24 protein-coding genes are annotated in these 24119 nt (G+C 56.0%); 13 read left to right on the plus strand and 11 right to left on the minus strand.

Translation table 11 applies throughout. The annotated features are described in order from the left end of the window. Window positions 1-16: 16 nt before the first annotated feature. Window positions 17-1441, plus strand: coding sequence for a 6-phospho-beta-glucosidase (locus AOY24_RS15800; protein ID WP_054176950.1), 1425 nt, complete (start codon window positions 17-19; stop codon window positions 1439-1441). A 167-nt stretch (window positions 1442-1608) separates the two neighbouring features. Next, entirely contained in the window at window positions 1609-1860 is a 252-nt protein-coding gene (locus tag AOY24_RS15805) for a SymE family type I addiction module toxin (protein ID WP_042999595.1), read from the plus strand. 26 nt (window positions 1861-1886) lie between these two features. On the opposite strand, the gene hycI is transcribed toward AOY24_RS15805, so the two are convergent. From hycI to hycA, 9 genes are all read right to left on the minus strand, one after another. Then, a complete protein-coding gene (gene hycI, locus AOY24_RS15810) occupies window positions 1887-2351 on the minus strand; it encodes a hydrogenase maturation peptidase HycI (RefSeq protein ID WP_042999594.1) in 465 nt (154 codons plus the stop codon). After that, window positions 2344-2754, minus strand: a complete 411-nt coding sequence (locus AOY24_RS15815) for a formate hydrogenlyase maturation HycH family protein (RefSeq protein WP_054176951.1) — start codon at window positions 2752-2754, stop codon at window positions 2344-2346. Before AOY24_RS15815 ends, hycI begins: the two co-directional genes overlap by 8 nt. Then, window positions 2751-3518 carry a formate hydrogenlyase subunit HycG gene (gene hycG / locus AOY24_RS15820; RefSeq protein ID WP_054176952.1) on the minus strand — a complete coding sequence of 256 codons (768 nt, stop codon included), beginning with the start codon at window positions 3516-3518 and terminating at the stop codon, window positions 2751-2753. The genes AOY24_RS15815 and hycG overlap by 4 nt, the downstream gene beginning before the upstream one ends. After that, complete coding sequence (gene hycF, locus AOY24_RS15825) at window positions 3518-4060, minus strand: formate hydrogenlyase subunit HycF (RefSeq protein WP_044255059.1); 543 nt, start codon at window positions 4058-4060, stop codon at window positions 3518-3520. Before hycF ends, hycG begins: the two co-directional genes overlap by 1 nt. A 9-nt stretch (window positions 4061-4069) precedes the next feature. Further along, a complete protein-coding gene (hycE, locus tag AOY24_RS15830; protein WP_042999590.1) occupies window positions 4070-5779 on the minus strand; it encodes a formate hydrogenlyase subunit HycE in 1710 nt (569 codons plus the stop codon). A gap of 17 nt (window positions 5780-5796) precedes the next feature. Continuing rightward, complete coding sequence (locus AOY24_RS15835) at window positions 5797-6720, minus strand: respiratory chain complex I subunit 1 family protein (protein ID WP_054176953.1); 924 nt, start codon at window positions 6718-6720, stop codon at window positions 5797-5799. Between the two features lie 2 nt (window positions 6721-6722). Continuing rightward, window positions 6723-8549, minus strand: coding sequence for a formate hydrogenlyase subunit 3 (gene hycC / locus AOY24_RS15840; RefSeq protein WP_054176954.1), 1827 nt, complete (start codon window positions 8547-8549; stop codon window positions 6723-6725). Beyond that, window positions 8546-9157, minus strand: a complete 612-nt coding sequence (gene hycB / locus AOY24_RS15845; protein ID WP_042999587.1) for a formate hydrogenlyase subunit HycB — start codon at window positions 9155-9157, stop codon at window positions 8546-8548. Before hycB ends, hycC begins: the two co-directional genes overlap by 4 nt. Before the next feature lie 136 nt (window positions 9158-9293). Further along, complete coding sequence (gene hycA, locus AOY24_RS15850) at window positions 9294-9755, minus strand: formate hydrogenlyase regulator HycA (protein WP_042999586.1); 462 nt, start codon at window positions 9753-9755, stop codon at window positions 9294-9296. 210 nt (window positions 9756-9965) lie between these two features. Between hycA and hypA the strand changes: the two genes are divergently transcribed. The 6 genes from hypA to flhA all read left to right on the plus strand — a co-directional run bounded on the left by hypA (window position 9966) and on the right by flhA (window position 15887). Next, complete coding sequence (hypA, locus tag AOY24_RS15855; protein WP_042322631.1) at window positions 9966-10316, plus strand: hydrogenase maturation nickel metallochaperone HypA; 351 nt, start codon at window positions 9966-9968, stop codon at window positions 10314-10316. A gap of 3 nt (window positions 10317-10319) precedes the next feature. Beyond that, window positions 10320-11192, plus strand: a complete 873-nt coding sequence (hypB, locus tag AOY24_RS15860) for a hydrogenase nickel incorporation protein HypB (protein ID WP_042999585.1) — start codon at window positions 10320-10322, stop codon at window positions 11190-11192. Further along, on the plus strand, window positions 11183-11455 hold the full coding sequence (gene hypC, locus AOY24_RS15865; RefSeq protein WP_042999584.1) for a hydrogenase 3 maturation protein HypC: 273 nt from the start codon (window positions 11183-11185) through the stop codon (window positions 11453-11455). The genes hypB and hypC overlap by 10 nt, the downstream gene beginning before the upstream one ends. Then, window positions 11455-12576, plus strand: a complete 1122-nt coding sequence (gene hypD, locus AOY24_RS15870) for a hydrogenase formation protein HypD (protein ID WP_044266644.1) — start codon at window positions 11455-11457, stop codon at window positions 12574-12576. The genes hypC and hypD overlap by 1 nt, the downstream gene beginning before the upstream one ends. Continuing rightward, window positions 12573-13583 carry a hydrogenase maturation carbamoyl dehydratase HypE gene (hypE, locus tag AOY24_RS15875; protein ID WP_054176955.1) on the plus strand — a complete coding sequence of 337 codons (1011 nt, stop codon included), beginning with the start codon at window positions 12573-12575 and terminating at the stop codon, window positions 13581-13583. Before hypD ends, hypE begins: the two co-directional genes overlap by 4 nt. A 225-nt stretch (window positions 13584-13808) precedes the next feature. Next, entirely contained in the window at window positions 13809-15887 is a 2079-nt protein-coding gene (flhA, locus tag AOY24_RS15880; protein WP_044255048.1) for a formate hydrogenlyase transcriptional activator FlhA, read from the plus strand. 77 nt (window positions 15888-15964) lie between these two features. On the opposite strand, the gene AOY24_RS15885 is transcribed toward flhA, so the two are convergent. Next, the gene (locus AOY24_RS15885; protein WP_054176956.1) at window positions 15965-16309 is read right to left on the minus strand and encodes a nitrous oxide-stimulated promoter family protein; all 345 of its coding nucleotides are present in this window, start codon (window positions 16307-16309) and stop codon (window positions 15965-15967) included. Window positions 16310-16512: 203 nt separating this feature from the next. On the opposite strand from AOY24_RS15885, the gene AOY24_RS15890 reads away from it, so the two are divergent. From AOY24_RS15890 to mutS, 5 genes are all read left to right on the plus strand, one after another. Further along, window positions 16513-17430 (plus strand): metal ABC transporter substrate-binding protein, encoded by a 918-nt coding sequence (locus AOY24_RS15890; RefSeq protein ID WP_044255044.1) that lies wholly within the window; start codon window positions 16513-16515, stop codon window positions 17428-17430. After that, window positions 17427-18248 (plus strand): iron/manganese ABC transporter ATP-binding protein SitB, encoded by an 822-nt coding sequence (sitB, locus tag AOY24_RS15895; protein WP_042999578.1) that lies wholly within the window; start codon window positions 17427-17429, stop codon window positions 18246-18248. The genes AOY24_RS15890 and sitB overlap by 4 nt, the downstream gene beginning before the upstream one ends. After that, on the plus strand, window positions 18245-19102 hold the full coding sequence (sitC, locus tag AOY24_RS15900) for an iron/manganese ABC transporter permease subunit SitC (protein ID WP_054176957.1): 858 nt from the start codon (window positions 18245-18247) through the stop codon (window positions 19100-19102). The genes sitB and sitC overlap by 4 nt, the downstream gene beginning before the upstream one ends. Further along, window positions 19093-19941, plus strand: a complete 849-nt coding sequence (sitD, locus tag AOY24_RS15905; RefSeq protein WP_054176958.1) for an iron/manganese ABC transporter permease subunit SitD — start codon at window positions 19093-19095, stop codon at window positions 19939-19941. Before sitC ends, sitD begins: the two co-directional genes overlap by 10 nt. 147 nt (window positions 19942-20088) lie before the next feature. Continuing rightward, on the plus strand, window positions 20089-22650 hold the full coding sequence (gene mutS, locus AOY24_RS15910) for a DNA mismatch repair protein MutS (RefSeq protein ID WP_054176959.1): 2562 nt from the start codon (window positions 20089-20091) through the stop codon (window positions 22648-22650). A 54-nt stretch (window positions 22651-22704) separates the two neighbouring features. Here mutS and AOY24_RS25005 read toward each other — a convergent pair. Beyond that, window positions 22705-24068 (minus strand): IS3 family transposase gene (locus tag AOY24_RS25005; RefSeq protein WP_099433379.1). Its coding sequence is split into 2 segments (ribosomal slippage): window positions 22705-23600 and window positions 23600-24068, totalling 1365 coding nucleotides; the frame shifts between segments, so codons are not numbered across the junction. Between the last annotated feature and the right edge of the window lie 51 nt (window positions 24069-24119).

Here is a 24119-nt window from a genome sequence, read left to right on the forward strand (position 1 = left end):
ATTCACTGAGGTTATTATGGCTGTATTTCCGCAAGGATTTTTATGGGGCGGCGCACTGGCCGCCAACCAGGCTGAAGGCGCATACCGGGAGGGCGGCAAAGGGCTGACCACTGTCGATATGATCCCGCACGGAGAGCATCGCATGCCGGTCAAACTGGGACAGGAGAAACGTTTCCAGCTGCGGAATGATGAATTTTATCCCAGCCATCAGGCGATCGATTTTTACCATCGCTATAAGGACGATATCGCCCTGATGGCGGAAATGGGCTTCACCGTCTTTCGCACCTCGATTGCCTGGAGCCGTATTTATCCCAACGGCGACGAACTGACGCCTAACGAGGAAGGCATTGCCTTCTATCGCGCGGTGTTTGCCGAGTGCAAAAAGTACGGTATTGAACCGCTGGTTACACTGTGCCACTTCGACGTGCCCATGCACCTGGTTACCGAATACGGCTCCTGGCGTAATCGCAAGATGGTGGAGTTTTTCACCCGCTATGCGCGTACCTGTTTTGAAGCTTTTAACGGGCTGGTGAAATACTGGCTGACCTTCAATGAAATCAACATCATGCTGCACAGCCCGTTCTCCGGCGCGGGGTTGGTGTTTGAAGAGGGGGAAAATCAGGATCAGGTGAAATATCAAGCCGCGCACCATGAGCTGATTGCCAGCGCGCTGGCGACGAAAATCGCCCATGAGATCAACCCGCAGAACCAGGTGGGCTGCATGCTGGCGGGCGGTAATTTTTATCCGTACTCCTGCAAACCGGAAGATGTCTGGACAGCGCTGGAAAAAGATCGTGAAAACCTGTTCTTCATTGACGTACAGGCGCGCGGCGCATATCCAGCTTACTCTGCACGTGTGTTTCGTGAAAAAGGTGTGGTGATTGAGAAAACCCCGGCAGATGATGCAATCCTGAAAAACACCGTCGATTTTGTCTCTTTCAGCTATTACACGTCGCGCTGCGCGTCGGCTGAGATGAACACAAAGAACAGCAGTGCCGCGAACGTGGTGAAGTCAATGCGCAACCCGTACATCCAGGTCAGCGACTGGGGCTGGGGGATCGACCCGCTTGGACTGCGCATCACGATGAATATGATGTACGACCGCTACCAGAAACCGCTGTTCCTGGTGGAAAACGGTCTCGGGGCAAAAGATGAAATCGATGCCGATGGCCACATTAATGACGATTATCGTATTAGCTATTTGCGCGAACACATCCGTGCGATGGCTGACGCCATTGAAGACGGCGTGCCGCTGATGGGTTACACCACCTGGGGCTGTATTGATCTGGTGGCCGCGTCGACGGGTGAGATGAGCAAACGGTACGGGTTCGTCTATGTCGACCGCGATGATGCCGGTAACGGTACGCTTGCGCGAACGCGTAAAAAATCGTTCTGGTGGTACAAAAAAGTGATCGCCAGCAACGGTCAGGATCTGGCGTAAACAGGATGGCGGATGGCGCTCGCGCTGTCCGCCCCTCCCTTCCCTCGTTACATCATTTGCATTTCGTTTCCGCTATCTCCCTTCCAGTTTTCGGTTTGCCCCTTCCCTTTTTTACTGGCATTTTATACAGGTATTTTCATCTACTCGCGGGCAACAAGGAATCGTTTATGACTATTGAGGCTGGCAGTCCTGAAATCGCTATCATCAGGCCGTTTCGTCGTTTAAAGGTGAGCTATGTCAGAAAGCGCCATGAAGATCCAAAAACCGGCAACACGCGCCGCTATAGCCGGCATGCGTCGTTAACCATTAATGGCGACTGGCTGGAACAGGCGGGTTTTCCGACCGGCACCCTTGTCAATGTGGCGGTAATGCAGGGGAAATTAGTGATCGAACAGGTGAGAGAGGAACAGGCCGGATGAGGTCAGAGCGTCATCCGGCATGAATGTCACGACGCCGCTAATTCCGCAAAGCCGCCGTGGCCCTCCCAGCCGTCGAGACGCTGGTAAACGGTGTCGACGGCATCCTTAATGGGTTGAGTCATAGGATAATAGAACCCGACGATATCCGGCTGAATCCCGAGGAAGATCACCTCGCCGACGTCTTCTTTAAGCTGATCAACCAGATAATTCAGCGGCATATTGTGGGTCGTCATCATGAACATCTCGGCGATATCGTCAGGATCGACAATGCGAATCTCGCCGGGATTCAACCCCATGTCGGTAGCGTCCACGATCAGCAGACGATCCGGGCGCAGTTCGCGAATGGCCACGATGTCATTTTCCGGCGCACTGCCTCCGTCAATGACCACCCAGTGACCTTTCGCCTGCGCCGCGCATTTTTCTGCCAGCAGCGGACCCGCGCCGTCATCCCCCATCATGCTGTTGCCAACACACAATAAAACGTCAGTCACGGTGTCTCCTTACCATCAGGTAAATCGCGCTCTCCTGATGAATATCATGCAACATGCTGAGCATCTGTTTGCTCCATGCCTGCTGCTCCGGGGTCTGTACCGCGAGCGCACGATCAAACGCGTGCGCCAGCATTTGCACATGATTAAAATCGATGACGATCTCGCCGTACTTCGGCACCCCTTCCATCTTCCGACGGGCCTCGCTACCCTCTTCCAGCGTGGCAATCCACGTCAGATACGCCTCCCACGGGCAGGTCAGCGCGGCTTCCAGGCAGTCGATGATCCCAAGATGGTGACCAATCGCCAGGCTGTAATAGACAACCTGCTGCGCCTCGGCGGGCGTCGCATCGTTCTCATCAATAAACTTACGGCTCAGTTGACTGAACACCACCGTTTCACTCATCGGATACGCGCCTCTTCGACTACCTGATTCAGGTGGGTGACGATCTCGGTCAGACGCGGATCGCTTTCCGCTTCCAGCCAGCGCGCCACCTGATGTTCACCCTGGCCGAGTTGACGCAAGTAATCATCCGCAATCTGACGCCCATAGCGATAACCGGCCAGTCGACGCGCCTCGCGATCGACCTTCACGCGCAGCGGCTGCACCATGTCCGGATGCAGAATTTCCGCTGGCTGATCGTCCAGTTCTCCCGGTGCACGAGCATGAATTTTCTGCTCCAGCAGGCCCAGCGCCATCGCAAAGCCGTACAGCGTTGCCGCAGGCGTCGGCGGACATCCCGGAATATACACATCCACCGGCACAATTTTGTCGGTGCCGCCCCAGACACAGTACAGGTCATGGAAAATACCGCCGCTGTTGCCGCAGGCGCCGTAAGAGATGCAGATTTTCGGATCGGGCGCAGACTGCCAGGCACGCAACGCCGGGGAGCGCATCGCACGGGTAACCGCGCCGGTGAATAGCAGTATGTCCGCATGGCGCGGTGACGGTACGACTTTGATACCGAAGCGTTCGGCGTCAAACAACGGTGATAAGGTCGCAAAAATTTCAATTTCACAACCGTTACAACCGCCGCAGTCCACGCGGTAAACATAGGCTGAACGCTTGATGTTTTTCAGTAATGACGCCTTCATGCTGACGATGGACTCATCCACCGTCATCGGTACCGGAATACCGTTTGCGTCACGCGGACCTAATAAATGGCTCATCAGCTGGCCTCTTTCATATGGCGAGTCAGTTCAATTCGGTCGGACGGCACCAGGCACTTCTGACGTTTGCAGTCCGGGCAGGTCTCAAAGCTTTCGCGGTGATGCTCAGCGCGGCTGTCGCCGTTGTGCTTAAGCAGCGCAATGGCGTAATCAATCTCTTTCTGAACAGCGAAAGGACGATGGCATACGCGGCAGTTGCACAGCGCAAAACGGGACTGCTGGAGGAAATCCTCTTTCTTCCACACCGCCAGTTCATACTCCTGCGAAAGCTTGATCGCCGCCGTCGGGCACACTTCTTCGCAGCGGGCGCAGAAAATGCAGCGCCCGAGGTTGAACTGCCAGGCCAGTTCGCCGCTAGCCAGATCGGTTTCCACCGTCAACGCATTTGACGGGCAGGCATTCACGCAGGCCGCGCAGCCAATGCACTGCTGCGGATTGTGCTCCGGCTTACCGCGGAAGTTTTTATCAACCGCAATCGGCTCCAGCGGATAAGACGAAGTCGGCGCGCCGGTTTTGATGACTTTTTTGATAAAGGTAAACATGGCGATTCCTTATTTCAGCGGCGAGTTTTTACGCTCAATGCTGTAGCGCTCAAGTTCTTTGTATGGCACGACTTTGCTCTTCTTCTTACGCACATCCACCACGGTCATGCGGTCAGTACAGGAGTAGCAAGGGTCAAGGCTACCGATAATCAGCGGTGCATCAGAAACGGTGTTGCCGCGCAGCATGTAACGCAGGGTCGGCCAGTTGGCGTAAGTCGCCGCACGACAGCGCCAGCGATACAGCTTCTGGTTGTCGCCGGTCATGCTCCAGTGAATATCGTCACCGCGTGGTGCTTCGGAAAAGCCCAGCGCAAAGCGATGCGGAATGTAGGTGAAGCCTTCCACCATTAGCGGACCGCCGGGCAGGTTGTCCAGACCGAAGTCGATCATATTCAGTGCGGTGTACACTTCGTTGATACGCACTTTCAGACGCGAGATCACATCGCAGCCCTGTTCGCTGTGAACCGTCATCGGCAGTAGACCGTAACCGACAAACGGGTGATCGGCGCGGGTGTCACGAGCGTGACCGCTGGCGCGAACCATCGGCCCAACGTTACTGAAATCACGCGCAATCTCTGGATCCAGACGACCAATTCCCACGGTGCGCTGTTCCATGTTCGGCGTACTGAGCAGCATATCCACCAGTTCCTGCACGTCGCGACGCATCTGCTGCGCCAGTTGACGGGTCTGGATCATGTCCTCTTTCAGCAGATCGCGACGAATCCCGCCGATCAGGTTCAGACCATAAGTCTTACGCGCCCCGGTCAGGATCTCCGCCATCTTCATGGAGGTTTCGCGTACGCGGAAGAACTGCATAAAACCGGAGTCAAAACCGGTGAAGTGACAGGCCAGACCGAGGTTCAGCAGATGGGAGTGCAGACGCTCCACCTCCAGCAGAATGGCGCGGATCATTTGTGCGCGTTCCGGCACCACGATGCCCATCGCGTTTTCAACGGAGGTGGTATACGCGGTGCTGTGGGCGAAGCCGCAGATCCCGCAAACGCGATCCGACAGGAAGGTGACTTCGTTGTAGCCCATCCGGGTTTCCGCCAGTTTTTCCATGCCGCGATGGACATAGAACAGGCGGTAATCAGCGTCGATAATATTTTCGCCATCAACAAACAGGCGGAAGTGTCCCGGTTCATCCGAAGTAACGTGCAGCGGGCCAATCGGCACCACATTATTTTTCTTGTCACCCAGTTCATTGATGAACTCGTAGGTTTCCGCATCGGTGGTCGGTGCCGGGCGCTGACGATAATCCATGCTGTCTTTACGCAACGGATAGAGTTCGTCCGGCCAGTCATCCGGCAGCACCAGACGGCGTTCGTCCGGCAGACCGACCGGGATCAGACCGTACATGTCGCGCACTTCGCGCTCGCCCCAGACGGCAGCCGGCACGCGCGGCGTGACGGACGGGAATTCCAGCTTATTGGCATCAACTTCAACACGTACCGTGATCCAGCATTTGGTACCCTGCTCCATCGACAGCACGTAGTACACCGCGTAATGACCGCACAGTTGACGTTCATCATTGCCAAACAGCACCGAGAGCCATCCGCCCTGCTTGTAGTAGAGGAATTCGACCACTTCCGGCAGATAGTTGACCTTCACGGTGATGGTCAGCTGATCCCGGGTCTGCCAGGCTTCGTCCAGCACCACGCCAGGAAACGCCTGGTGCAGTGCAGCAAGGTATTGTTGACCAACTTTTTCTTCAGACATGCTCAAACTCTCTTAAATCACGCCACCAGCAAGGAGACGAACGCTAAAAACGCAAACCCAAAACCGGCCCAGGTCACGCGTGAGGTGGCGCAAAAACGCAGACGCGCCATGCTGTTTTCAAACAGGGCAATCACCAGTACGCCGACAAGCAGCTTGATGATGGCGATCACCAGCGCCAGCAACAGTCCACCTGTGCTGAACGTTTCCATCTGTCCCCACGGCAGGAACACGCCGACAAACATTTGCAGTACTACCAGCTGTTTCAGGCTAATGCCCCACTTCAGCACCGCAAAACCGCTGCCGCTGTATTCGGTCAGCGGCCCTTCCTGCAATTCCTGCTCCGCTTCCGCCAAATCGAACGGCAGTTTGCCCATTTCGATAAAGGTGGCGAACGCACAGGCGCACAGTGCCAAAATCAGCGGAATGCTGCGGGCTGCTGGCCAGTGATAGATCGTATCGGTGATATTGCTGATATGGGTGGAACCCGCAACCTGCGCAGCGACCCACAGTCCCAGCAGCAGGATCGGCTCCACCAGCACGCCGAGCATCGCTTCACGACTGGCACCGATCGCTGTGAACGGGCTGCCGGTATCAAGTCCCGCGATAGAAAAGAAGAAACGGGCAATAGCGAACAGATAAATCAACGTGATCAAATCGCCCAGTTGCGGCAGCGGTGAACCCACGGTTACCACCGGCAGCGCGGTAGCGATGGTCAGCATAACGCCCACCATCACAAACGGCGTCAGACGAAAGACCCAGCCAGCATCCGCTGGCGCGACGCTCTGACGGCCCAGCAGTTTGAGCAGGTCGCGATACTCCTGCAATACACCAGGACCGCGGCGATTGTGCAGACGGGCACGCGCCACGCGGGTCACGCCGGATAGCAGCGGCGCAGCGGCAAATAACACCAGCGCCTGAATTAACGGATATAAAACACTCATTCTCAGGCTCCTCGTGAAACCACAATCACCACCAGCACGGCCAGTTCGATCAGTGCCAGGCGGCGGAACAGCACCGGTACCACCGCGCTTTGCCAACCCGGAACCCACGCTACCGGATTGAGCCACTTACGCAGTTTGAGAACCGGTGCAAAGGCTTCCTTCACTGGCATCGCGAAACCGTGCGCGGTAATGACCATCGACTGCTCGTGATCGTAACCGCAGACCCATGCCGTCCCGCGAGAACGCGATGGCAGACGGTTGCCTTTGAACATCGCCATGATGATGAATGGCAGCAGCGGACAGGCAATCAGCAACAGCGTGATCATGGGTTGCGATACGGTGGTATTGGCGGTTTCCAGCGGCAACGGTACGGCAGTCGCCAGCAGCGGCAACAGCCACGGCGCGGCAACCCCGCCGAGTACGCAACAAATCGCCAGCGCCACGACGCTGATGCCCATCAGGAGAGGCGCACAGCAGGCGTTTTCCGCCTCTTTCGTGCGCGGCGCGCCGAGGAAGGTCACGCCATACACTTTCGCCATACACATCACCGCCAGCGCACCGGTAATCGCCAGTCCGACCGCCAGTAGTGGCCCCAGCAGACGACCAATAAACGCGCCGCTGTTGCCCAGTTTGAAGAAGGACTGGTAGATCACCCACTCGCCAGCAAATCCGTTCAGCGGCGGCAGTGCAGCCATCGCCATCAGCCCCACCAGCATCGCAATGGAAATGACCGGCATGCGTTTACCGATGCCGCCCAGTTTTTCGATATCGCGATGTCCGGTACGAAACCAGATGCTGCCCGCGCCAAGAAACAGCACGCTTTTGAACAGGCTGTGGTTCACCAGGTGATAGAGACCACCGGTCAGGCCCAGCGCAATCAGCGTCGGTTGTTTGAGAGCAATCCCGGTCACGCCTGCGCCGAGACCGAGCAGGATAATGCCGATGTTTTCCAGCGTGTGATACGCCAGCAGGCGCTGAATATTGTGCTCCATCAACGCATACAGACCGCCGACAAACGCGGTGATCATGCCGAGAACCAGCAGTAACACACCCCACCACAACGGCGCATTACCGCCAATCAGCGATAACGAGAGAATGCCCAGTAGACCGACCTTCATCACCACGGTGGAGAACAGGGCCGCCGCTGGAGCGCTGGCGTTCGCGTGAGCCTGCGGCACCCATCCGTGCAGCGGAATAATCCCGGCCAGCAGACCAAAGCCCGTCACGCCAAGCAGCCAGATGTCAGCGCCCAGCGGCAGTTCCTGAGTGCGCAGATCGAGGAGACGCAACTCAAGGGTGCCATAGCGCTGCCACACCAGATAACAGGCGATCGCCAGCAGCAACGTACCGAGACGCCCCAGCGCAAACCACAGCTTGCCTTCTTTGCTGCATCCGGTCAGGAACACCGCACACAGCGCCATGATTTCCGCCATCACCACCAGCGTGCCGAGATTGCTGGCGGCAACTGCGCACACCGACGCCGCCATCAGCAGATTCACCAGCAGACCGTTGGCCTTGACCTGCGGATGGCGATGCCAGTCGATGTTGTACAAACTGACGAACAGTCCACACAGCCCCAGCGTAATCAGCCAGATAGCATTCAGCGGGGTGATTTGTACGCTGTGGCCGATAAACGGTATCACGCCGCGCACCGCGACAGCGTTGATGAGCACGGAGAAACCCGCCGCGGCAGTACACAAGCCCCCCACCGCGCCGCCCACACCAGCAACCCAGCCGCTAAGCGCTTTATGAAAAGAGAACAGAAATGCCAGGACGGCGGCGGCGGCAAACCAGGCCACACCGCTGATGATCAGTGAAATTGCGCTCATTTTGCCTCCCCACTCTGAGCCTGCTGAAACAAGGAGAGATCGCCGAAGTCAGTATTGAAAGTCAGCTCACGTTTCCGTTTACTGGCGCGGGCGATGTCCATGTTGTTCACCAGATGCAGAGCTTTCGTCGGACACATCCGTACACAGGCCGGGCCTTGTTCATCGAAACTGCACAGATCGCATTTCACCGCGATGGCACGCACGCCCGGAACCCAGTCCAGCAGCGTACTGACGCGAGCCGGTGCCGGTGGCGCTGGTGGTGCTTTAGGCGTATTGGCGTTGGCCGGGATATGCAGCGGACGGCTGCCGGAAAATTCGATCGCGCCAAACGGACAGGCAATGCCGCACAGTTTGCAGCTCACGCACAGGCTTTCATTAAGCTGTACGGCGCCATCCACCCGGTTAATGGCGTTAACCGGACACACGGTGGCGCAAGGGGCATCTTCACAGTGGTGGCAAAGCTGCGGCGCAGATTCTTTTTCATTCAGCATCACTTTCAGGCGCGGCATAGACTGTAGGCCGTGCTGGCGATGCGTCTCTGAACAGGCGGCCTCGCAGGTGTGGCAGCCGATACAGAGCGTGGAGTCAGCAATTACAAAACGATTCACCAGGCATTCCTCAGGTGATAGTCATTTTTGACGAAAACATGCCGATGAAATGTCATTTTCGACACTGTTCGACACGTCTGTCCCTTAAAGCGTCGTGACAACCCATGAGACGACGTCACGACGTAAAACGCTGGGGTCAGGCCGCCGGATTTTGTCTCGCCACCAGTTGGCTCAGATTGATCGGCGACCCGCTTTCAACAGCGGCATACAGTCGGTCATAAACGCTGGCGATTTTATCGAGATAGTGTTCCAGCACCTGCTCACGCTCACGGTTGCTGACCCGCTCGTCCACTTTGCCATCAATGCTCAATTGCGCCTGTGCAATCAGCTGCTTATCTTCACCATCTTTTGTTTCGACGTAATACTCAATGGTGTGGCTGTTGAAGCCTTCCGCCATCGTGACGGTGATGCGAAAGTGTTCGAACAGTACGAAACAGAGATCTTTATCCGGCGCGCAGCTCATCGCATGGTGCAGACGCGCTTTCGACAGGGTGATCCCCTGAACCAGCGAATTGCAGTAAATATGCCACTGGTCCTGTAGGCGACGATGCCGCTGCGCGATGTAATCGGCTTTTTCGCTTATTTCCCAAATAGTCATGTCAGGTTACCCGTTTAACAGAGATAGACTGCCATAAGCATTTTCCATGCCAGTTTTTAACCATTTGTTTTTTCATGAATTTAATAATAAAAGACGGCTGTCGACGCCCGAATGACATGTCATTTCGTCATCATCGTCATCGACAAATGCCCCCAACTTTCAGGCTGGCATAGTTATTGCTTATCACTGCCCATCATATCGGGAGGCACTATGCACGAAATTACCCTTTGCCAGCGGGCACTGGAATTGATCGAACAACAGGCCGTCGCGCACGGCGCAAAACGGATAACTGGGGTCTGGCTCAAAATTGGCGCATTTTCTTGCGTAGAAACCAGCGCTCTCTCCTTTTGTTTTGATCTGGTATGCCGTGGCACCGTTGCGGAAGGTTGTAAACTGCACCTCGAGGAACAAGAAGCCGAATGCTGGTGTGAATCCTGTCAGCAATACGTCACCTTACTGACCCAACGCGTACGCCGTTGCCCGCAATGCAATAGCGACACGCTGCAGATCGTGGCCGATGATGGATTACAGATTCGACGAATAGAAATAGATCAGGAGTGAGCGATGTGTACAACATGCGGTTGCGCTGAAGGCAACCTTTATATAGAGGGTGATGAGCATAACCCTCATTCCGCGTTTCGCAGCGCGCCTTTTGCCCCGGCAGCTCGCCCGGCGCTGAATATTACCGGCATAAAAACGTCCGAATTCACCCCGAGCCAGACGGAAGAAGGCGATCTGCACTACGGTCACGGTGAAGCCGGCACCCACGCGCCAGGCATGAGCCAGCGGCGTATGCTGGAAGTAGAAATCGACGTGCTGGATAAAAACAACCGTCTGGCCGAGCGCAACCGCGCCCGCTTCGCCGCGCGCCAACAGTTGGTGCTCAACCTCGTCTCCAGCCCAGGATCCGGTAAAACCACTCTGCTTACCGAAACGCTGATGAAGCTGAAAGACAGCGTCCCGTGCGCCGTCATTGAAGGCGACCAGCAGACGGTCAACGACGCCGCACGCATTCGCGCCACGGGCACTCCGGCCATTCAGGTCAACACCGGCAAAGGCTGTCACCTCGATGCGCAGATGATTGCCGATGCCGCGCCGCGTCTGCCGCTGGAAGACCACGGCATTCTGTTTATCGAAAACGTCGGTAACCTCGTCTGCCCGGCGAGTTTTGATCTCGGCGAACGCCATAAAGTGGCGGTGCTTTCTGTCACCGAAGGCGAAGACAAGCCGCTGAAATACCCGCATATGTTCGCCGCCGCCTCGCTGATGCTGCTCAACAAAGTCGATCTGCTACCGTACCTGAATTTCGACGTTGAGAAGTGCATTGCCAGTGCCCGGGAAGTTAATCCGGATATCGAGATCATCCTGATTTCCGCCACCAGCGGCGAAGGAATGGATCAGTGGCTGAACTGGCTGGAGGCACAGCGATGTGCATAGGCGTTCCCGGCCAAATCCGCACTATCGAAGGTAACCTGGCGAAAGTCGACGTTTGCGGCATTCAGCGCGACGTCGATCTGACGCTGGTCGGCAGTTGTGATGAGCACGGCGAACCTCGTCTGGGCCAGTGGGTACTGGTCCACGTCGGTTTTGCCATGAGCGTGATTAACGAAGCCGAAGCGCGCGACACGCTCGATGCGCTCCAGAACATGTTTGATGTTGAGCCGGATGTCGGCGCTTTGCTGTATGGCGAGGAAAAATAATGCGTTTTGTTGACGAATACCGCGCGCCGGAACAGGTGATGCAACTGATTGAACACCTGCGTGAACGTGCCGCGCATCTGCCGTATACCGCTGAACGTCCGCTGCGCATTATGGAAGTCTGCGGCGGCCATACGCATGCGATCTTCAAATTTGGTCTCGACCAGTTGCTCCCTGATAACGTGGAGTTTATCCACGGCCCGGGTTGTCCGGTCTGCGTACTGCCGATGGGACGTATCGACAGTTGCGTTGAAATTGCCAGCCATCCGGAGGTGATTTTCTGTACCTTTGGCGACGCCATGCGCGTGCCGGGGAAACAAGGTTCGCTGTTGCAGGCGAAAGCGCGCGGTGCGGACATTCGCATCGTCTACTCGCCGATGGATGCGCTCAAACTGGCGCAGGAAAACCCAACGCGTAAAGTCGTGTTTTTCGGCCTCGGCTTTGAAACGACCATGCCGACCACCGCCATTACCCTGCAACAGGCAAAACTGCGCGACGTGCAAAATTTTTACTTCTTCTGTCAGCACATCACGCTCATTCCGACCCTGCGCAGCCTGCTGGAACAGCCCGATAACGGCATCGACGCGTTTCTCGCGCCAGGTCACGTCAGTATGGTGATCGGTACCGACGCCTATCATTTTATTGCCAGTGAGTTTCATCGTCCGCTGGTGGTCGCTGGATTCGAACCCCTTGATCTACTGCAAGGCGTCGTGATGCTGGTTGAGCAGAAAATAGCGGCCCACAGCCAGGTCGAAAACCAGTATCGCCGCGTGGTGCCAGACGCCGGCAACCTGTTGGCGCAACAGGCTATTGCCGACGTATTTTGCGTCACCGGCGACAGCGAGTGGCGCGGCCTGGGGGTGATTGAATCCTCCGGCGTGCATCTGACGCCTGACTATCAGCGTTTTGATGCCGAAGCGCATTTCCGACCGGCACCTCAGCAGGTTTACGACGACCCGCGCGCCCGCTGCGGCGACGTGCTGACCGGGAAATGTAAACCGCATCAGTGCCCGTTGTTTGGCAAGACCTGTAATCCAGAGACCGCCTTCGGCGCACTGATGGTCTCTTCAGAAGGCGCATGCGCCGCCTGGTATCAGTATCGTCAGCAGGAGTGTGAAGCATGAAGAGCGTACAACTCGCCCACGGTAGCGGCGGTCAGGCCATGCAGCAACTGATTAACAGTCTGTTTATGGAAGCCTTCGCTAACCCGTGGCTGGCGGAGCAGGAAGATCAGGCGCGGCTTGAACTGGCGCAACTGGTCGCTGAAGGCGATCGGCTGGCATTCTCCACCGACAGCTACGTCATTGACCCACTGTTTTTCCCCGGCGGCAACATCGGCAAGCTGGCGATCTGCGGTACCGCCAATGACGTCGCCGTCAGCGGCGCAATTCCACGCTATCTCTCCTGCGGCTTTATCCTCGAAGAAGGACTGCCGATGGAGACGCTGAAAAGCGTGGTAAACAGCATGGCCGCCACCGCGCGTGAGGCCAATATCGCGATTGTGACCGGCGATACAAAAGTTGTTCAACGTGGCGCAGCGGACAAATTGTTCATCAACACTGCAGGCATGGGGGCGATTCCAGCCAATATTCACTGGGGTGCACAAACCCTGGCAGCGGGCGACGTGCTGCTGGTCAGCGGTACGCTGGGCGATCACGGCGCCACTATTCTTAATCTGCGTGAACAGTTAGGGCTGGATGGCGAACTGGTCAGCGACTGCGCGGTATTAACGCCGCTAATTCAGTCGTTGCGCGATATTTCCGGCGTGAAAGCCCTGCGCGACGCGACGCGTGGCGGCGTGAACGCGGTCGCCCATGAGTTTGCCGCCGCCTGCGGTTTTGGCATTGAGCTGTCCGAATCCGCACTTCCCGTGAAACCTGCCGTTCGTGGAGTATGTGAACTGCTGGGTCTGGATGCGCTTAACTTCGCAAACGAAGGCAAGCTGGTCATTGCTGTTGAACGTCAGGCGGCCGGGCAGGTGCTGGCGGCGTTGCATGCCCATCCGTTGGGGCGCGATGCGGCACTGATTGGCGAAGTGGTCGAACGTAAAGGTGTGCGTCTGGCCGGTCTTTACGGCGTGAAGCGCACGCTGGATTTACCGCATGCAGAACCGCTGCCGCGGATCTGTTAAGTCCGTCATTATGCCGGATGACGGCGTCGCCTTATCCAGCCTACACAATCGGTTGAACCGTTGGTCGAATAAGGCGTTTTCGCCGTTATTCAACTCACACAAACTGTTCGAACCGTAGGCCGGATAAGGCGTTTTTTGTCGACACCCAGCGGAAGTCGAGTGTCTATACCTATAATTTAATTTCTTTTTTTGCACCGCGCAGCGGTACTTTCCTGGAAAAGCAATATGTCGTATACACCGATGAGCGATCTCGGGCAGCAAGGATTGTTCGACATCACTCGCACATTGTTACAGCAGCCCGACCTGCAATCGTTAAGCGAGGCGCTTTCGCAACTGGTAAAGCGCTCGGCGCTTGCCGACAGCGCGGCGATTGTGTTGTGGCAAGCGCAGACACAGCGGGCGTCCTGGTACGCCACGCGCGATAACGGCAAACCCGTTATCTACGAAGATGAAACCGTGCTGGCCCACGGCCCGATCCGCCGTATTCTCTCTCGCCCCGATGCCCTGCACTGCAATTATCACGAGTTTTCAGAAACCTGGCCGCAACTGGCTGCTGGCGGCCTTTACCCGCCATTCGGCCACTACTGCCTGCTGCCGCTGGCGGCGGATGGACGCATTTTTGGCGGCTGCGAATTTATCCGCAACGACGATCGCCCCTGGAGCGAAAAAGAGTACGAGCGTCTGCAAACCTTCACCCAGATTGTCGGCGTGGTGGCGGAGCAAATTCAGTGCAGGGTCACAAACAACGTCGATTACGATCTCTTGTGCCGCGAACGCGACAACTTTCGTATTCTGGTCGCCATCACTAACGCCGTACTCTCCCGGCTCGACATGGATGAGCTGGTAAGTGAAGTCGCCAAAGAGATCCATCACTATTTCAACATCGACGACATCAGCATTGTCCTGCGTAGCCACCGTAAAAATAAGCTCAGCATTTACTCCACTCACTACCTCGATGAAAATCATCCCGCACACGAACAAAGCGAAGTCGATGAAGCTGGCACTCTGACGGAACGGGTGTTTAAAAGCAAAGAGATGCTGCTGATAAACCTGAACGAACGGGACGCGCTGGCCCCCTATGAACGCATGCTGTTCGATACGTGGGGCAACCAGATTCAGACGCTGTGCCTGCTACCGCTGATGTCGGGCAACACCATGCTCGGCGTACTCAAGCTGGCACAGTGTGAAGAAAAAGTGTTTACCACCGCTAACCTGAACCTGCTGCGCCAGATTGCCGGGCGCGTCGCCATCGCCGTGGACAACGCCCTCGCCTATCAGGAAATCCATCGGCTGAAAGAGCGGCTGGTGGATGAAAACCTGGCACTTACCGAACAGCTCAACAATGTCGACAGCGAGTTTGGTGAAATCATCGGGCGCAGCGATGCGATGTACAGCGTGCTCAAGCAGGTCGAGATGGTGGCCCAGAGCGACAGCACTGTGCTGATCCTCGGTGAAACCGGCACCGGGAAAGAGCTGATTGCCCGCGCAATCCACAATCTGAGTGGGCGTAACGCACGCCGGATGGTGAAGATGAACTGCGCCGCCATGCCCGCTGGCCTGCTGGAAAGTGACCTGTTCGGTCACGAACGCGGCGCCTTCACCGGTGCCAGTGCGCAGCGCATTGGCCGCTTTGAGCTGGCGGATAAAAGTTCTTTGTTCCTGGATGAAGTGGGCGACATGCCGCTGGAATTACAGCCTAAGCTCCTGCGCGTCTTACAGGAACAGGAATTTGAGCGTCTGGGCAGCAATAAGCTGATCCAGACCGACGTGCGTCTGATCGCCGCCACCAATCGTGACCTGAAAAAAATGGTCGAGGATCGCGAGTTTCGTAGCGATCTCTACTACCGCCTCAACGTTTTTCCGATCCGACTCCCGCCGCTGCGCGAACGCCCGGAAGATATCCCCCTGCTGGTGAAAGCATTCACCTTTAAAATCGCTCGCCGCCTGGGGCGTAACATCGACAGTATCCCGGCGGAAACCCTGCGCATCCTCAGCAATATGGAATGGCCGGGTAATGTGCGCGAACTGGAGAACGTGGTGGAGCGCGCCGTTCTGCTGACACGAGGAAGCGTGCTGCAACTCTCGCTGCCGGATATCGGCATGCTCTCACCTGGTGAACCACCCGTCGCGACCGAAGTCGCCCAGGAAGGGGAAGACGAGTATCAGCTCATCCTGCGGGTGCTGAAAGAGACCAATGGTGTGGTTGCAGGTCCGAAAGGCGCAGCTCAGCGGCTGGGTCTTAAGCGTACCACGCTGCTTTCACGCATGAAGCGTTTAGGTATTGATAAAGACGCGCTGGTTTGAGGCACGCGTTGCTGGATGTCGGGTGGGCAATTATCCGTAGGCCGGATTAAGGCGAAGCCGCCATCCGGCATTTCGCTTCACTTCTTACGCGAGTATTTTTCCGGCAGTTCCGGTACGGGACGTTTATCGTCGATGAGATGACGAACGGTCAGGATGGGATGACGCCCGAGCATTCTCGGCCCCGCCCAGCGCATGATCTGCTTCATCTCTTCACGCTTCGCTGGCTGATAACAGTGTACGGGACACTGTTTACATGCCGGTTTATCCTCGCCAAAGACGCACTTATCCAGACGTTTTTGCGCATAGGCAAACAGCGCGTCGTAGTGTTCCGGCTCATCAGATGCCTGCGGACACTGGCTCTCGTACAGCGCGATCATTTTTTTAATCGTCAGTTTTTCGCGAGCAATGCGCTTGCCGGACATGATGCGCCCTCCACTACATTAAAGTGCATTTATTCTACAACTTAAATTCTCGCAACTCTATCACCCAAAGGTGACACTTCTCCACCCACATCTCAAATAAGAATTATTTTCATTTAACACTATCTTTATACATGCCTTGTGCTATATAACATAGCAAAGGCTATATTCGATGAATAATTAACCACTTTTTTATGAGGGATACTATGTCGCACCTCTCCCGTCTCACCTCGTCTCTGCTGGCGGCTGTACTGGCCATCTGCATGCTGTCACCGGCTTATGCCAAAGAGAAGCTCAATGTCGTTACCACCTTCACGATCATTGCGGACATGGCGCAAAACGTGGCGGGTGAGGCGGCCAACGTCAGTTCGATCACCAAACCCGGCGCGGAAATTCATGAGTATCAACCCACTCCGGGCGACATTAAGCGAGCGCAGGGGGCGCAATTGATCCTCTCTAACGGTCTGAATCTGGAGCTGTGGTTTGCCCGCTTCTACCAGAATTTGTCGGGTGTGCCGGAAGTGACGGTGTCTGACGGGGTGAAACCCATGGGCATCAGCGAAGGACCGTATAACGGGAAACCCAACCCTCACGCCTGGATGTCGGCGGAAAACGCGATGATCTACGTCGACAATATTCGCGACGCGCTGACGAAATACGATCCGGATAGCGCCGCGATTTACCAGAAAAATGCCGAACGTTATAAAGCGCAAATTCACCAGACGCTGGCCCCTCTCCATGCCGCGCTGGCAAAAATCCCTGCCGATAAACGCTGGCTGGTCACCAGCGAAGGAGCGTTCTCTTATCTTGCCCGCGATAACGATCTGCAAGAGCTGTATCTCTGGCCGATCAACGCCGATCAGCAGGGAACGCCCAAACAGGTACGTAAAGTGATCGATGCGATCAGAGCGCATCAGATCCCCACCGTATTCAGCGAAAGCACCGTATCAGATAAACCGGCCCGTCAGGTCGCGCGGGAATCCGGCGCACATTACGGCGGCGTGCTGTATGTCGATTCCCTGAGCGCCGCCGATGGCCCCGTTCCCACCTATCTCGATCTGCTACGCGTTACCACCGAGACCATCGTCAGTGGTATCAATGACGGTTTGAGGAGTCAGAAATGAGTCAATCTGCGATTACCGTGAATCAGGTGACGGTGACGTATCGCAATGGTCATACCGCACTACGCGATGCCACCTTTCAGGTACCGGGCGGTTCGATTGCCGCGCTGGTAGGGGTCAACGGGTCGGGAAAATCAACGTTGTTCAAAGCACTGATGGGTTTTGTCCGCCTGGCCGACGGCGACATTTCCATCCTGCAACAGCCGGTGAATCACGCGCTGAAGCAGAATCTGATTGCCTACGTCCCACAGTCCGAAGAGGTTGACTGGTCATTTCCGGTGCTGGTGGAAGACGTCGTGATGATGGGCCGCTACGGACATATGGGCTGGCTACGTCGTCCGAAGGCTCAGGATCATGCCAGTGTTGACGCTGCGCTGGCGCGGGTGGATATGCTGGAATACCGCCACCGGCAGATTGGCGAGCTTTCTGGCGGGCAGAAAAAACGCGTCTTCCTCGCCAGGGCCATTGCCCAGGATGGTCAGGTCATTCTGCTGGATGAGCCTTTCACCGGCGTCGATGTCAAAACCGAAGCGCGCATTATTGCGCTGCTACGCGAGTTACGCGATGAGGGGCGCACGATGCTGGTCTCCACCCACAATCTCGGGTCAGTCACCGAATTCTGTGATTATACGGTGATGATCAAGGGCACCGTGCTGGCGAGCGGCCCGACCGAAACCACTTTTACCGCCGACAACCTTGAACTGGCGTTCAGCGGCGTCCTGCGTCACGTCGCGCTCAGCGGCGGCGAAGAACACATCATTACCGACGACGAACGCCCGTTTATCTCCCGACGAGCGGCAGGCTGCGGAGAGTCATCATGAACTGGCTGACAGAACCCTTTGGTTATCAGTACATGCTCAACGCGATGTGGGTATCGGCGATGGTTGGCGGACTGTGCGCCTTTCTCTCCTGCTATTTAATGCTTAAAGGCTGGTCGTTGATTGGCGATGCGCTGTCGCACTCCATCGTGCCAGGCGTTGCCGGTGCCTACATGCTCGGCTTGCCCTTCTCTCTCGGTGCCTTTCTCTCCGGTGGCCTGGCAGCAGGCAGTATGCTTTTTCTGAACCAGCGCTCACGGCTTAAAGAAGATGCCATTATTGGCCTGATCTTCTCGTCATTCTTTGGCATCGGGCTGTTTATGGTGTCGCTCAACCCGATGTCGGTGAATATTCAGACCATCATTCTCGGCAACGTACTGGCCATCGCGCCGGAAGACATTGTGCAACTGGCGATTATCGGCGCGGTTTCCCTGCTCATCCTGCTGCTGAAGTGGAAGGATCTGATGGTCACTTTTTTCGATGAAAACCACGCCCGCTCCATTGGCCTGCACCCGGCCCGTCTGAAGCTGCTGTTTTTCACTCTGTTATCGGTGTCCACCGTCGCCGCGCTGCAAACCGTGGGGGCATTTCTGGTGATCTGCCTGGTCGTGACGCCCGGTGCCACCGCCTGGCTACTGACTGACCGCTTTCCACGCCTTCTTATGATCGCCGTTGCGATCGGCAGTGTGACCAGTTTTTTCGGCGCCTGGCTCAGCTACTGGCTGGACGGGGCGACCGGCGGGATCATTGTGGTGCTACAAACCGTATTATTCCTGCTGGCGTTCGTTTTTGCCCCCAAACACGGCCTGCTGGCAAACCGCCGTCGCGCACGACGTAAGGAGTCATCATGTTTCTGAGCACTCTGCTGGAACCCTTTCAGTTCGACTTTATGGTCAACGCGCTGGCCGTCTCCGCTCTTGTGGCGATTCCCTGTGCGTTACTGTCGGTATTTCTGGTGCTCAAAGGCTGGGCGCTCATGGGCGATGCCATGAGTCATGCGGTTTTTCCGGGAATTGTGCTGGCTTATATCGTCGGTATTCCACTGGCTATTGGCGCGTTTATTGCTGGGCTGTTCTGCGCAGTCGCAACTGGATATCTTGATGACAACAGCCGTATCAAACGCGACACCATCATGGGGATCGTCTTCTCCGGCATGTTTGGCGTCGGACTGGTGCTCTATGTCTCTATCCAGTCAGAGGTTCACCTCGATCATATTCTGTTCGGCGACATGCTAGGGATTTCGCTGAGCGATATTGGGCAAACGGCCTTCATTGTGCTGGGTATCGTCCTGATCATTGCATTCAAGTGGAAAGATTTGCTGCTGCACGCCTTCGATCCGCATCAGGCGAAAGCCTGCGGCCTTAACACGACTTTGCTGCATTACGGACTGCTGTGCATGATTGCGTTGACCATCGTCGCGACGCTGAAATCGGTGGGGATCATTTTGTCAATCTCCCTGCTGATCGCCCCAGGCGCTATTGCCGTACTCCTCACCCGACGCTTTGCCCGCGCGCTGTTGCTGGCAACGGGTCTGTCGGTGATTACCTCATTTTTAGGTGTGTATCTGTCATTCTTCCTCGACAGCGCACCCGCTCCCACGATCGTCGTGCTGTTCACCATTCTCTTTATCGCGGCGTTTGTTTTTGCCGCATTACGCGACCGACATTCGGAATTGCGACAACAACAATCGGTGTAAAATTCTGAAACGGAAGAAGGATCGAGAAGTCGGCGATCCTGACTTTCCCTGAAATGCGTATCTCCGCTATCATGTGTCCCTTATGTGATAACAACGAAAACTAAAAGTATCGCAACCCATTTACATTCAGGGACTGGACACAACTCCATGAGTACAATCGATAATCTCGACGCCCACACCCCCATGATGCAGCAGTATCTCAAGCTGAAGGCCCAACACCCGGAGATTCTGCTTTTCTATCGCATGGGCGACTTTTACGAACTCTTTTACGACGATGCAAAACGGGCGTCGCAGTTGCTCGACATTTCGCTGACGAAGCGCGGTACGTCTGCGGGCGAGCCCATCCCGATGGCGGGTATTCCCCATCATGCGGTCGAAAACTACCTCGCCAAGCTGGTCAATCAGGGTGAATCCGTCGCCATTTGCGAGCAAATTGGCGACCCGGCCACCAGTAAAGGGCCGGTTGAGCGTAAAGTCGTGCGTATTGTCACGCCGGGCACCATCAGTGATGAAGCCCTGCTACAGGAGCGCCAGGACAATTTGCTCGCCGCCATCTGGCAGGACAGTAAAGGCTACGGTTATGCCACGCTGGACATCAGCTCCGGGCGTTTTCGTCTGAGCGAACCCGCCGATCGCGAAACAATGGCCGCCGAACTGCAACGGACCAACCCGGCGGAACTGCTGTACGCCGAAGATTTCGCGGAGATGGCTCTGATTGAAGGTCGTCGAGGATTACGTCGTCGCCCGCTGTGGGAATTTGAAATTGATACTGCACGTCAGCAGTTGAATTTGCAGTTTGGTACCCGCGATCTGATTGGCTTTGGCGTTGAAAACGCGCCACGCGGACTTTGCGCCGCTGGCTGCCTGTTGCAGTATGTCAAGGATACCCAACGCACTTCCCTGCCGCATATTCGCTCTATCACCATGGAGCGGCAGCAGGACAGCATCATCATGGATGCCGCGACGCGCCGCAATCTGGAGATCACCCAGAATCTGGCCGGGGGCATGGAGAACACGCTGGCCGCCGTGCTCGACTGCACCGTGACGCCGATGGGCAGCCGTATGCTCAAACGCTGGCTGCATATGCCGGTACGTGATACGAAAATCCTGACAGAACGTCAGCAAACCATTGGTTCATTACAGGATGCAACCAGTGAACTGCAGCCCGTGCTGCGCCAGGTGGGCGATCTGGAACGTATTCTTGCGCGTCTGGCACTGCGTACCGCGCGTCCGCGCGATCTCGCTCGCATGCGCCACGCTTTCCAGCAACTGCCGGAACTGCGTGCGCAACTGGAATCGGTGGACAGCGTCCCTGTACAAATGCTGCGCGAGAAAATGGGCGAATTCACCGAACTGCGGGAACTGCTGGAACGTGCGGTCGTTGACGCTCCCCCGGTTCTCGTTCGTGATGGTGGTGTTATTGCGCCGGGCTACAACGAAGAGCTTGATGAGTGGCGCGCCCTGGCAGACGGTGCGACCGACTATCTCGACAGGCTGGAAATCCGTGAGCGCGAGCGTACCGGGCTGGACACGCTGAAAGTCGGCTTTAACGCGGTGCACGGTTATTACATCCAGATTAGCCGTGGGCAGAGCCACCTCGCACCAATCAACTACGTCCGTCGCCAGACGCTGAAAAACGCCGAGCGCTACATCATTCCGGAACTCAAAGAGTACGAAGATAAGGTTCTGACTTCCAAGGGCAAAGCGCTGGCGCTGGAAAAACAGCTCTATGACGAACTGTTCGACCTGCTGCTACCGCATCTGGCGGATCTACAACAGAGCGCCAGTGCACTGGCGGAACTCGATGTACTGGTGAATCTGGCCGAACGCGCGTACACGCTGAACTACACCTGCCCAACATTCAGCGATAAACCGGGTATTCGTATTACCGAGGGCCGCCATCCGGTGGTGGAACAGGTCCTGAATGAGCCGTTTATCGCCAACCCGCTCGACCTCTCACCACAGCGCAGAATGCTGATCATTACCGGACCAAACATGGGCGGTAAAAGTACCTACATGCGCCAGACCGCGCTGATTGCCCTGCTGGCCTATATTGGCAGCTACGTACCGGCGCAGAAGGTGGAAATTGGTCCTGTCGATCGTATCTTTACCCGTGTAGGTGCAGCGGACGATCTGGCCTCCGGGCGCTCCACCTTCATGGTAGAGATGACCGAAACGGCCAACATTCTGCACAACGCCACTGAGAACAGCCTGGTACTAATGGATGAGATTGGCCGCGGGACATCAACTTACGATGGCCTGTCGCTGGCGTGGGCATGTGCGGAAAATCTGGCGAATAAGATCAAAGCGCTGACGCTGTTCGCGACGCACTACTTCGAGCTGACCCAGTTGCCGGAAAAAATGGAAGGCGTTGCCAACGTCCATCTCGACGCGTTAGAGCACGGCGATACCATTGCCTTTATGCATAGCGTGCAGGACGGTGCGGCCAGTAAGAGCTACGGCCTAGCGGTCGCAGCACTGGCGGGCGTTCCGAAAGAGGTGATCAAACGTGCGCGACAGAAACTGCGCGAACTGGAGAGCATTTCACCCAACGCGGCGGCAACACAGGTGGATGGCACCCAGATGTCGCTGCTGTCCGTTCCCGAAGAGACCTCTCCTGCCGTTGAAGCACTGGAAAATCTCGACCCGGATTCGCTAACGCCCCGTCAGGCGCTGGAGTGGATCTATCGGCTGAAGAGTCTGGTGTAAGAAAAAGGCCCGATGCCGCTTTTGGACTGACCCCATAAATCTGGACAGTTTATATTAAGCGGCCTTCAGAGCCTGGGCCCGGTACTCTACCGGACTCAGGCCTTTTAGTTTCAGGCTTATCCGCTCGTTGTTGTAGTAACGGATATAATCCTCTATCGCCTTCCTCAGTTCGCTGATATTGCTGAACTGACTCAGGTAAAAACACTCCGATTTCAGCGTCCCGAAGAAGTTTTCCATCACGGCATTATCCAGACAGTTTCCTTTTCGGGACATACTTTGCGTCATGCCCTGCGCCTTTAACTTTGCCTGATAGCCTGCCATCCGATATTGCCAGCCCTGATCTGTGTGCAGCAAGGGGGCGTCGTCTGGTCCGAGCTTTAAGAACGCATCCCGCAGCATGGTATTAACCATCTCCATCACCGGCCTTTCCGACAGGCTGTAGGAGATTATTTCCCGGTTAAAAAGATCGAGTACCGGCGACAGGTACAGCTTTTTACCCTGCAGCGAGAACTCTGTAACATCCGTAACCCATTTTTCATTGGCTTTTGATGCACTGAAGTTCCTGCTCAGGATATTGGGGGCTGCCTTGCCTGTTTCCCCCTTCCATGAGCGGTATTTCTTCGCCCTTATCAGAGACCGGAGCGACAGCTCTGTCATCAGCCGCTGCACGGTTTTATGGTTCACCAGCAGACCCTGCTTTCTCAGCGAAAGCGTGATCCTGCGGTAGCCATAACGGCCTTTGTGCCAGGCGTATATCTCACGGATTTTATCTTTCAGCCCGGCATGCCTGTCCACCTGCTTCAGGGCATTCATATTGTAATACCATGTACTGCGGGACATGCCTGCCGCGCGCAGGAGGTCTCGCAGAGCGTGCTTATGCCTCAGTTCACTGATTATCAGGGCTTGCTGCCGTTTTTTTCGCTCTGAACCAAGGCCTTCAACTTTTTTAGATAGGCATTCTCTGCCCGCAGGTAACGGAGTTCAGCCCGGAGTTCTTCGGGGGAGAGTTTTTCCAGTTCTTTATCTGTAGGGGATGGGGGGATTTTTTGTTTTGTCATTTTTCCAGGCCGTCCGCGTTGAATGTTTAGCAGTCCTTCCGCTCCGGCATCGTTGTACACGCAGACCCAGTGTCGGACAAGCGTTTCTGCAGAGAGATTAAACCGGGCAGCTGCTTCACGCATCGTCAGGTGGTCACGGATAACCGCCCGGACGACGACGAGTTTAAATTCAGCTGAATGATGTTTATTTTTCCCTGACAGCCCTTCCATACCGTGGAGTTGCCACGCCCTGACCCAGCGACGGACGGAAGTTCTTTCAACACCAAAACGGTCGGCTGTACGCTCTTCTCCGTCTTTTCCGGACAAATAATGATTAACCACAGCCAGTTTTGTTTCAGGGGAATATTTTGGCTTTGCCATAAAAAACTGCACCTTACTCAGTTGAGTGTCCAACTTTTGGGGTGCAGTCCA

It is taken from the genome of Citrobacter sp. CtB7.12 (genome assembly GCF_001297795.1).
GTDB lineage: Bacteria > Pseudomonadota > Gammaproteobacteria > Enterobacterales > Enterobacteriaceae > Citrobacter_A > Citrobacter_A amalonaticus.

What these genes read in the sequence shown, in the direction of transcription:
- hypE (WP_054176955.1), top strand. Translation starts at nt 12,573, where the DNA reads ATGAAGAGCGTACAACTCGCCCACGGTAGCGGCGGTCAGGCCATGCAG.
- AOY24_RS15890 (WP_044255044.1), top strand. Translation starts at nt 16,513, where the DNA reads ATGTCGCACCTCTCCCGTCTCACCTCGTCTCTGCTGGCGGCTGTACTG.
- sitD (WP_054176958.1), top strand. Translation starts at nt 19,093, where the DNA reads ATGTTTCTGAGCACTCTGCTGGAACCCTTTCAGTTCGACTTTATGGTC.
- sitC (WP_054176957.1), top strand. Translation starts at nt 18,245, where the DNA reads ATGAACTGGCTGACAGAACCCTTTGGTTATCAGTACATGCTCAACGCG.
- sitB (WP_042999578.1), top strand. Translation starts at nt 17,427, where the DNA reads ATGAGTCAATCTGCGATTACCGTGAATCAGGTGACGGTGACGTATCGC.
- hypA (WP_042322631.1), top strand. Translation starts at nt 9,966, where the DNA reads ATGCACGAAATTACCCTTTGCCAGCGGGCACTGGAATTGATCGAACAA.
- hycC (WP_054176954.1), bottom strand. Translation starts at nt 8,549, where the DNA reads ATGAGCGCAATTTCACTGATCATCAGCGGTGTGGCCTGGTTTGCCGCC.
- AOY24_RS15800 (WP_054176950.1), top strand. Translation starts at nt 17, where the DNA reads ATGGCTGTATTTCCGCAAGGATTTTTATGGGGCGGCGCACTGGCCGCC.
- hypC (WP_042999584.1), top strand. Translation starts at nt 11,183, where the DNA reads ATGTGCATAGGCGTTCCCGGCCAAATCCGCACTATCGAAGGTAACCTG.
- flhA (WP_044255048.1), top strand. Translation starts at nt 13,809, where the DNA reads ATGTCGTATACACCGATGAGCGATCTCGGGCAGCAAGGATTGTTCGAC.
- AOY24_RS15815 (WP_054176951.1), bottom strand. Translation starts at nt 2,754, where the DNA reads ATGAGTGAAACGGTGGTGTTCAGTCAACTGAGCCGTAAGTTTATTGAT.
- hypD (WP_044266644.1), top strand. Translation starts at nt 11,455, where the DNA reads ATGCGTTTTGTTGACGAATACCGCGCGCCGGAACAGGTGATGCAACTG.
- AOY24_RS15885 (WP_054176956.1), bottom strand. Translation starts at nt 16,309, where the DNA reads ATGTCCGGCAAGCGCATTGCTCGCGAAAAACTGACGATTAAAAAAATG.
- mutS (WP_054176959.1), top strand. Translation starts at nt 20,089, where the DNA reads ATGAGTACAATCGATAATCTCGACGCCCACACCCCCATGATGCAGCAG.
- hypB (WP_042999585.1), top strand. Translation starts at nt 10,320, where the DNA reads ATGTGTACAACATGCGGTTGCGCTGAAGGCAACCTTTATATAGAGGGT.
- AOY24_RS15835 (WP_054176953.1), bottom strand. Translation starts at nt 6,720, where the DNA reads ATGAGTGTTTTATATCCGTTAATTCAGGCGCTGGTGTTATTTGCCGCT.
- hycF (WP_044255059.1), bottom strand. Translation starts at nt 4,060, where the DNA reads ATGTTTACCTTTATCAAAAAAGTCATCAAAACCGGCGCGCCGACTTCG.
- hycG (WP_054176952.1), bottom strand. Translation starts at nt 3,518, where the DNA reads ATGAGCCATTTATTAGGTCCGCGTGACGCAAACGGTATTCCGGTACCG.
- AOY24_RS15805 (WP_042999595.1), top strand. Translation starts at nt 1,609, where the DNA reads ATGACTATTGAGGCTGGCAGTCCTGAAATCGCTATCATCAGGCCGTTT.
- hycA (WP_042999586.1), bottom strand. Translation starts at nt 9,755, where the DNA reads ATGACTATTTGGGAAATAAGCGAAAAAGCCGATTACATCGCGCAGCGG.
- hycE (WP_042999590.1), bottom strand. Translation starts at nt 5,779, where the DNA reads ATGTCTGAAGAAAAAGTTGGTCAACAATACCTTGCTGCACTGCACCAG.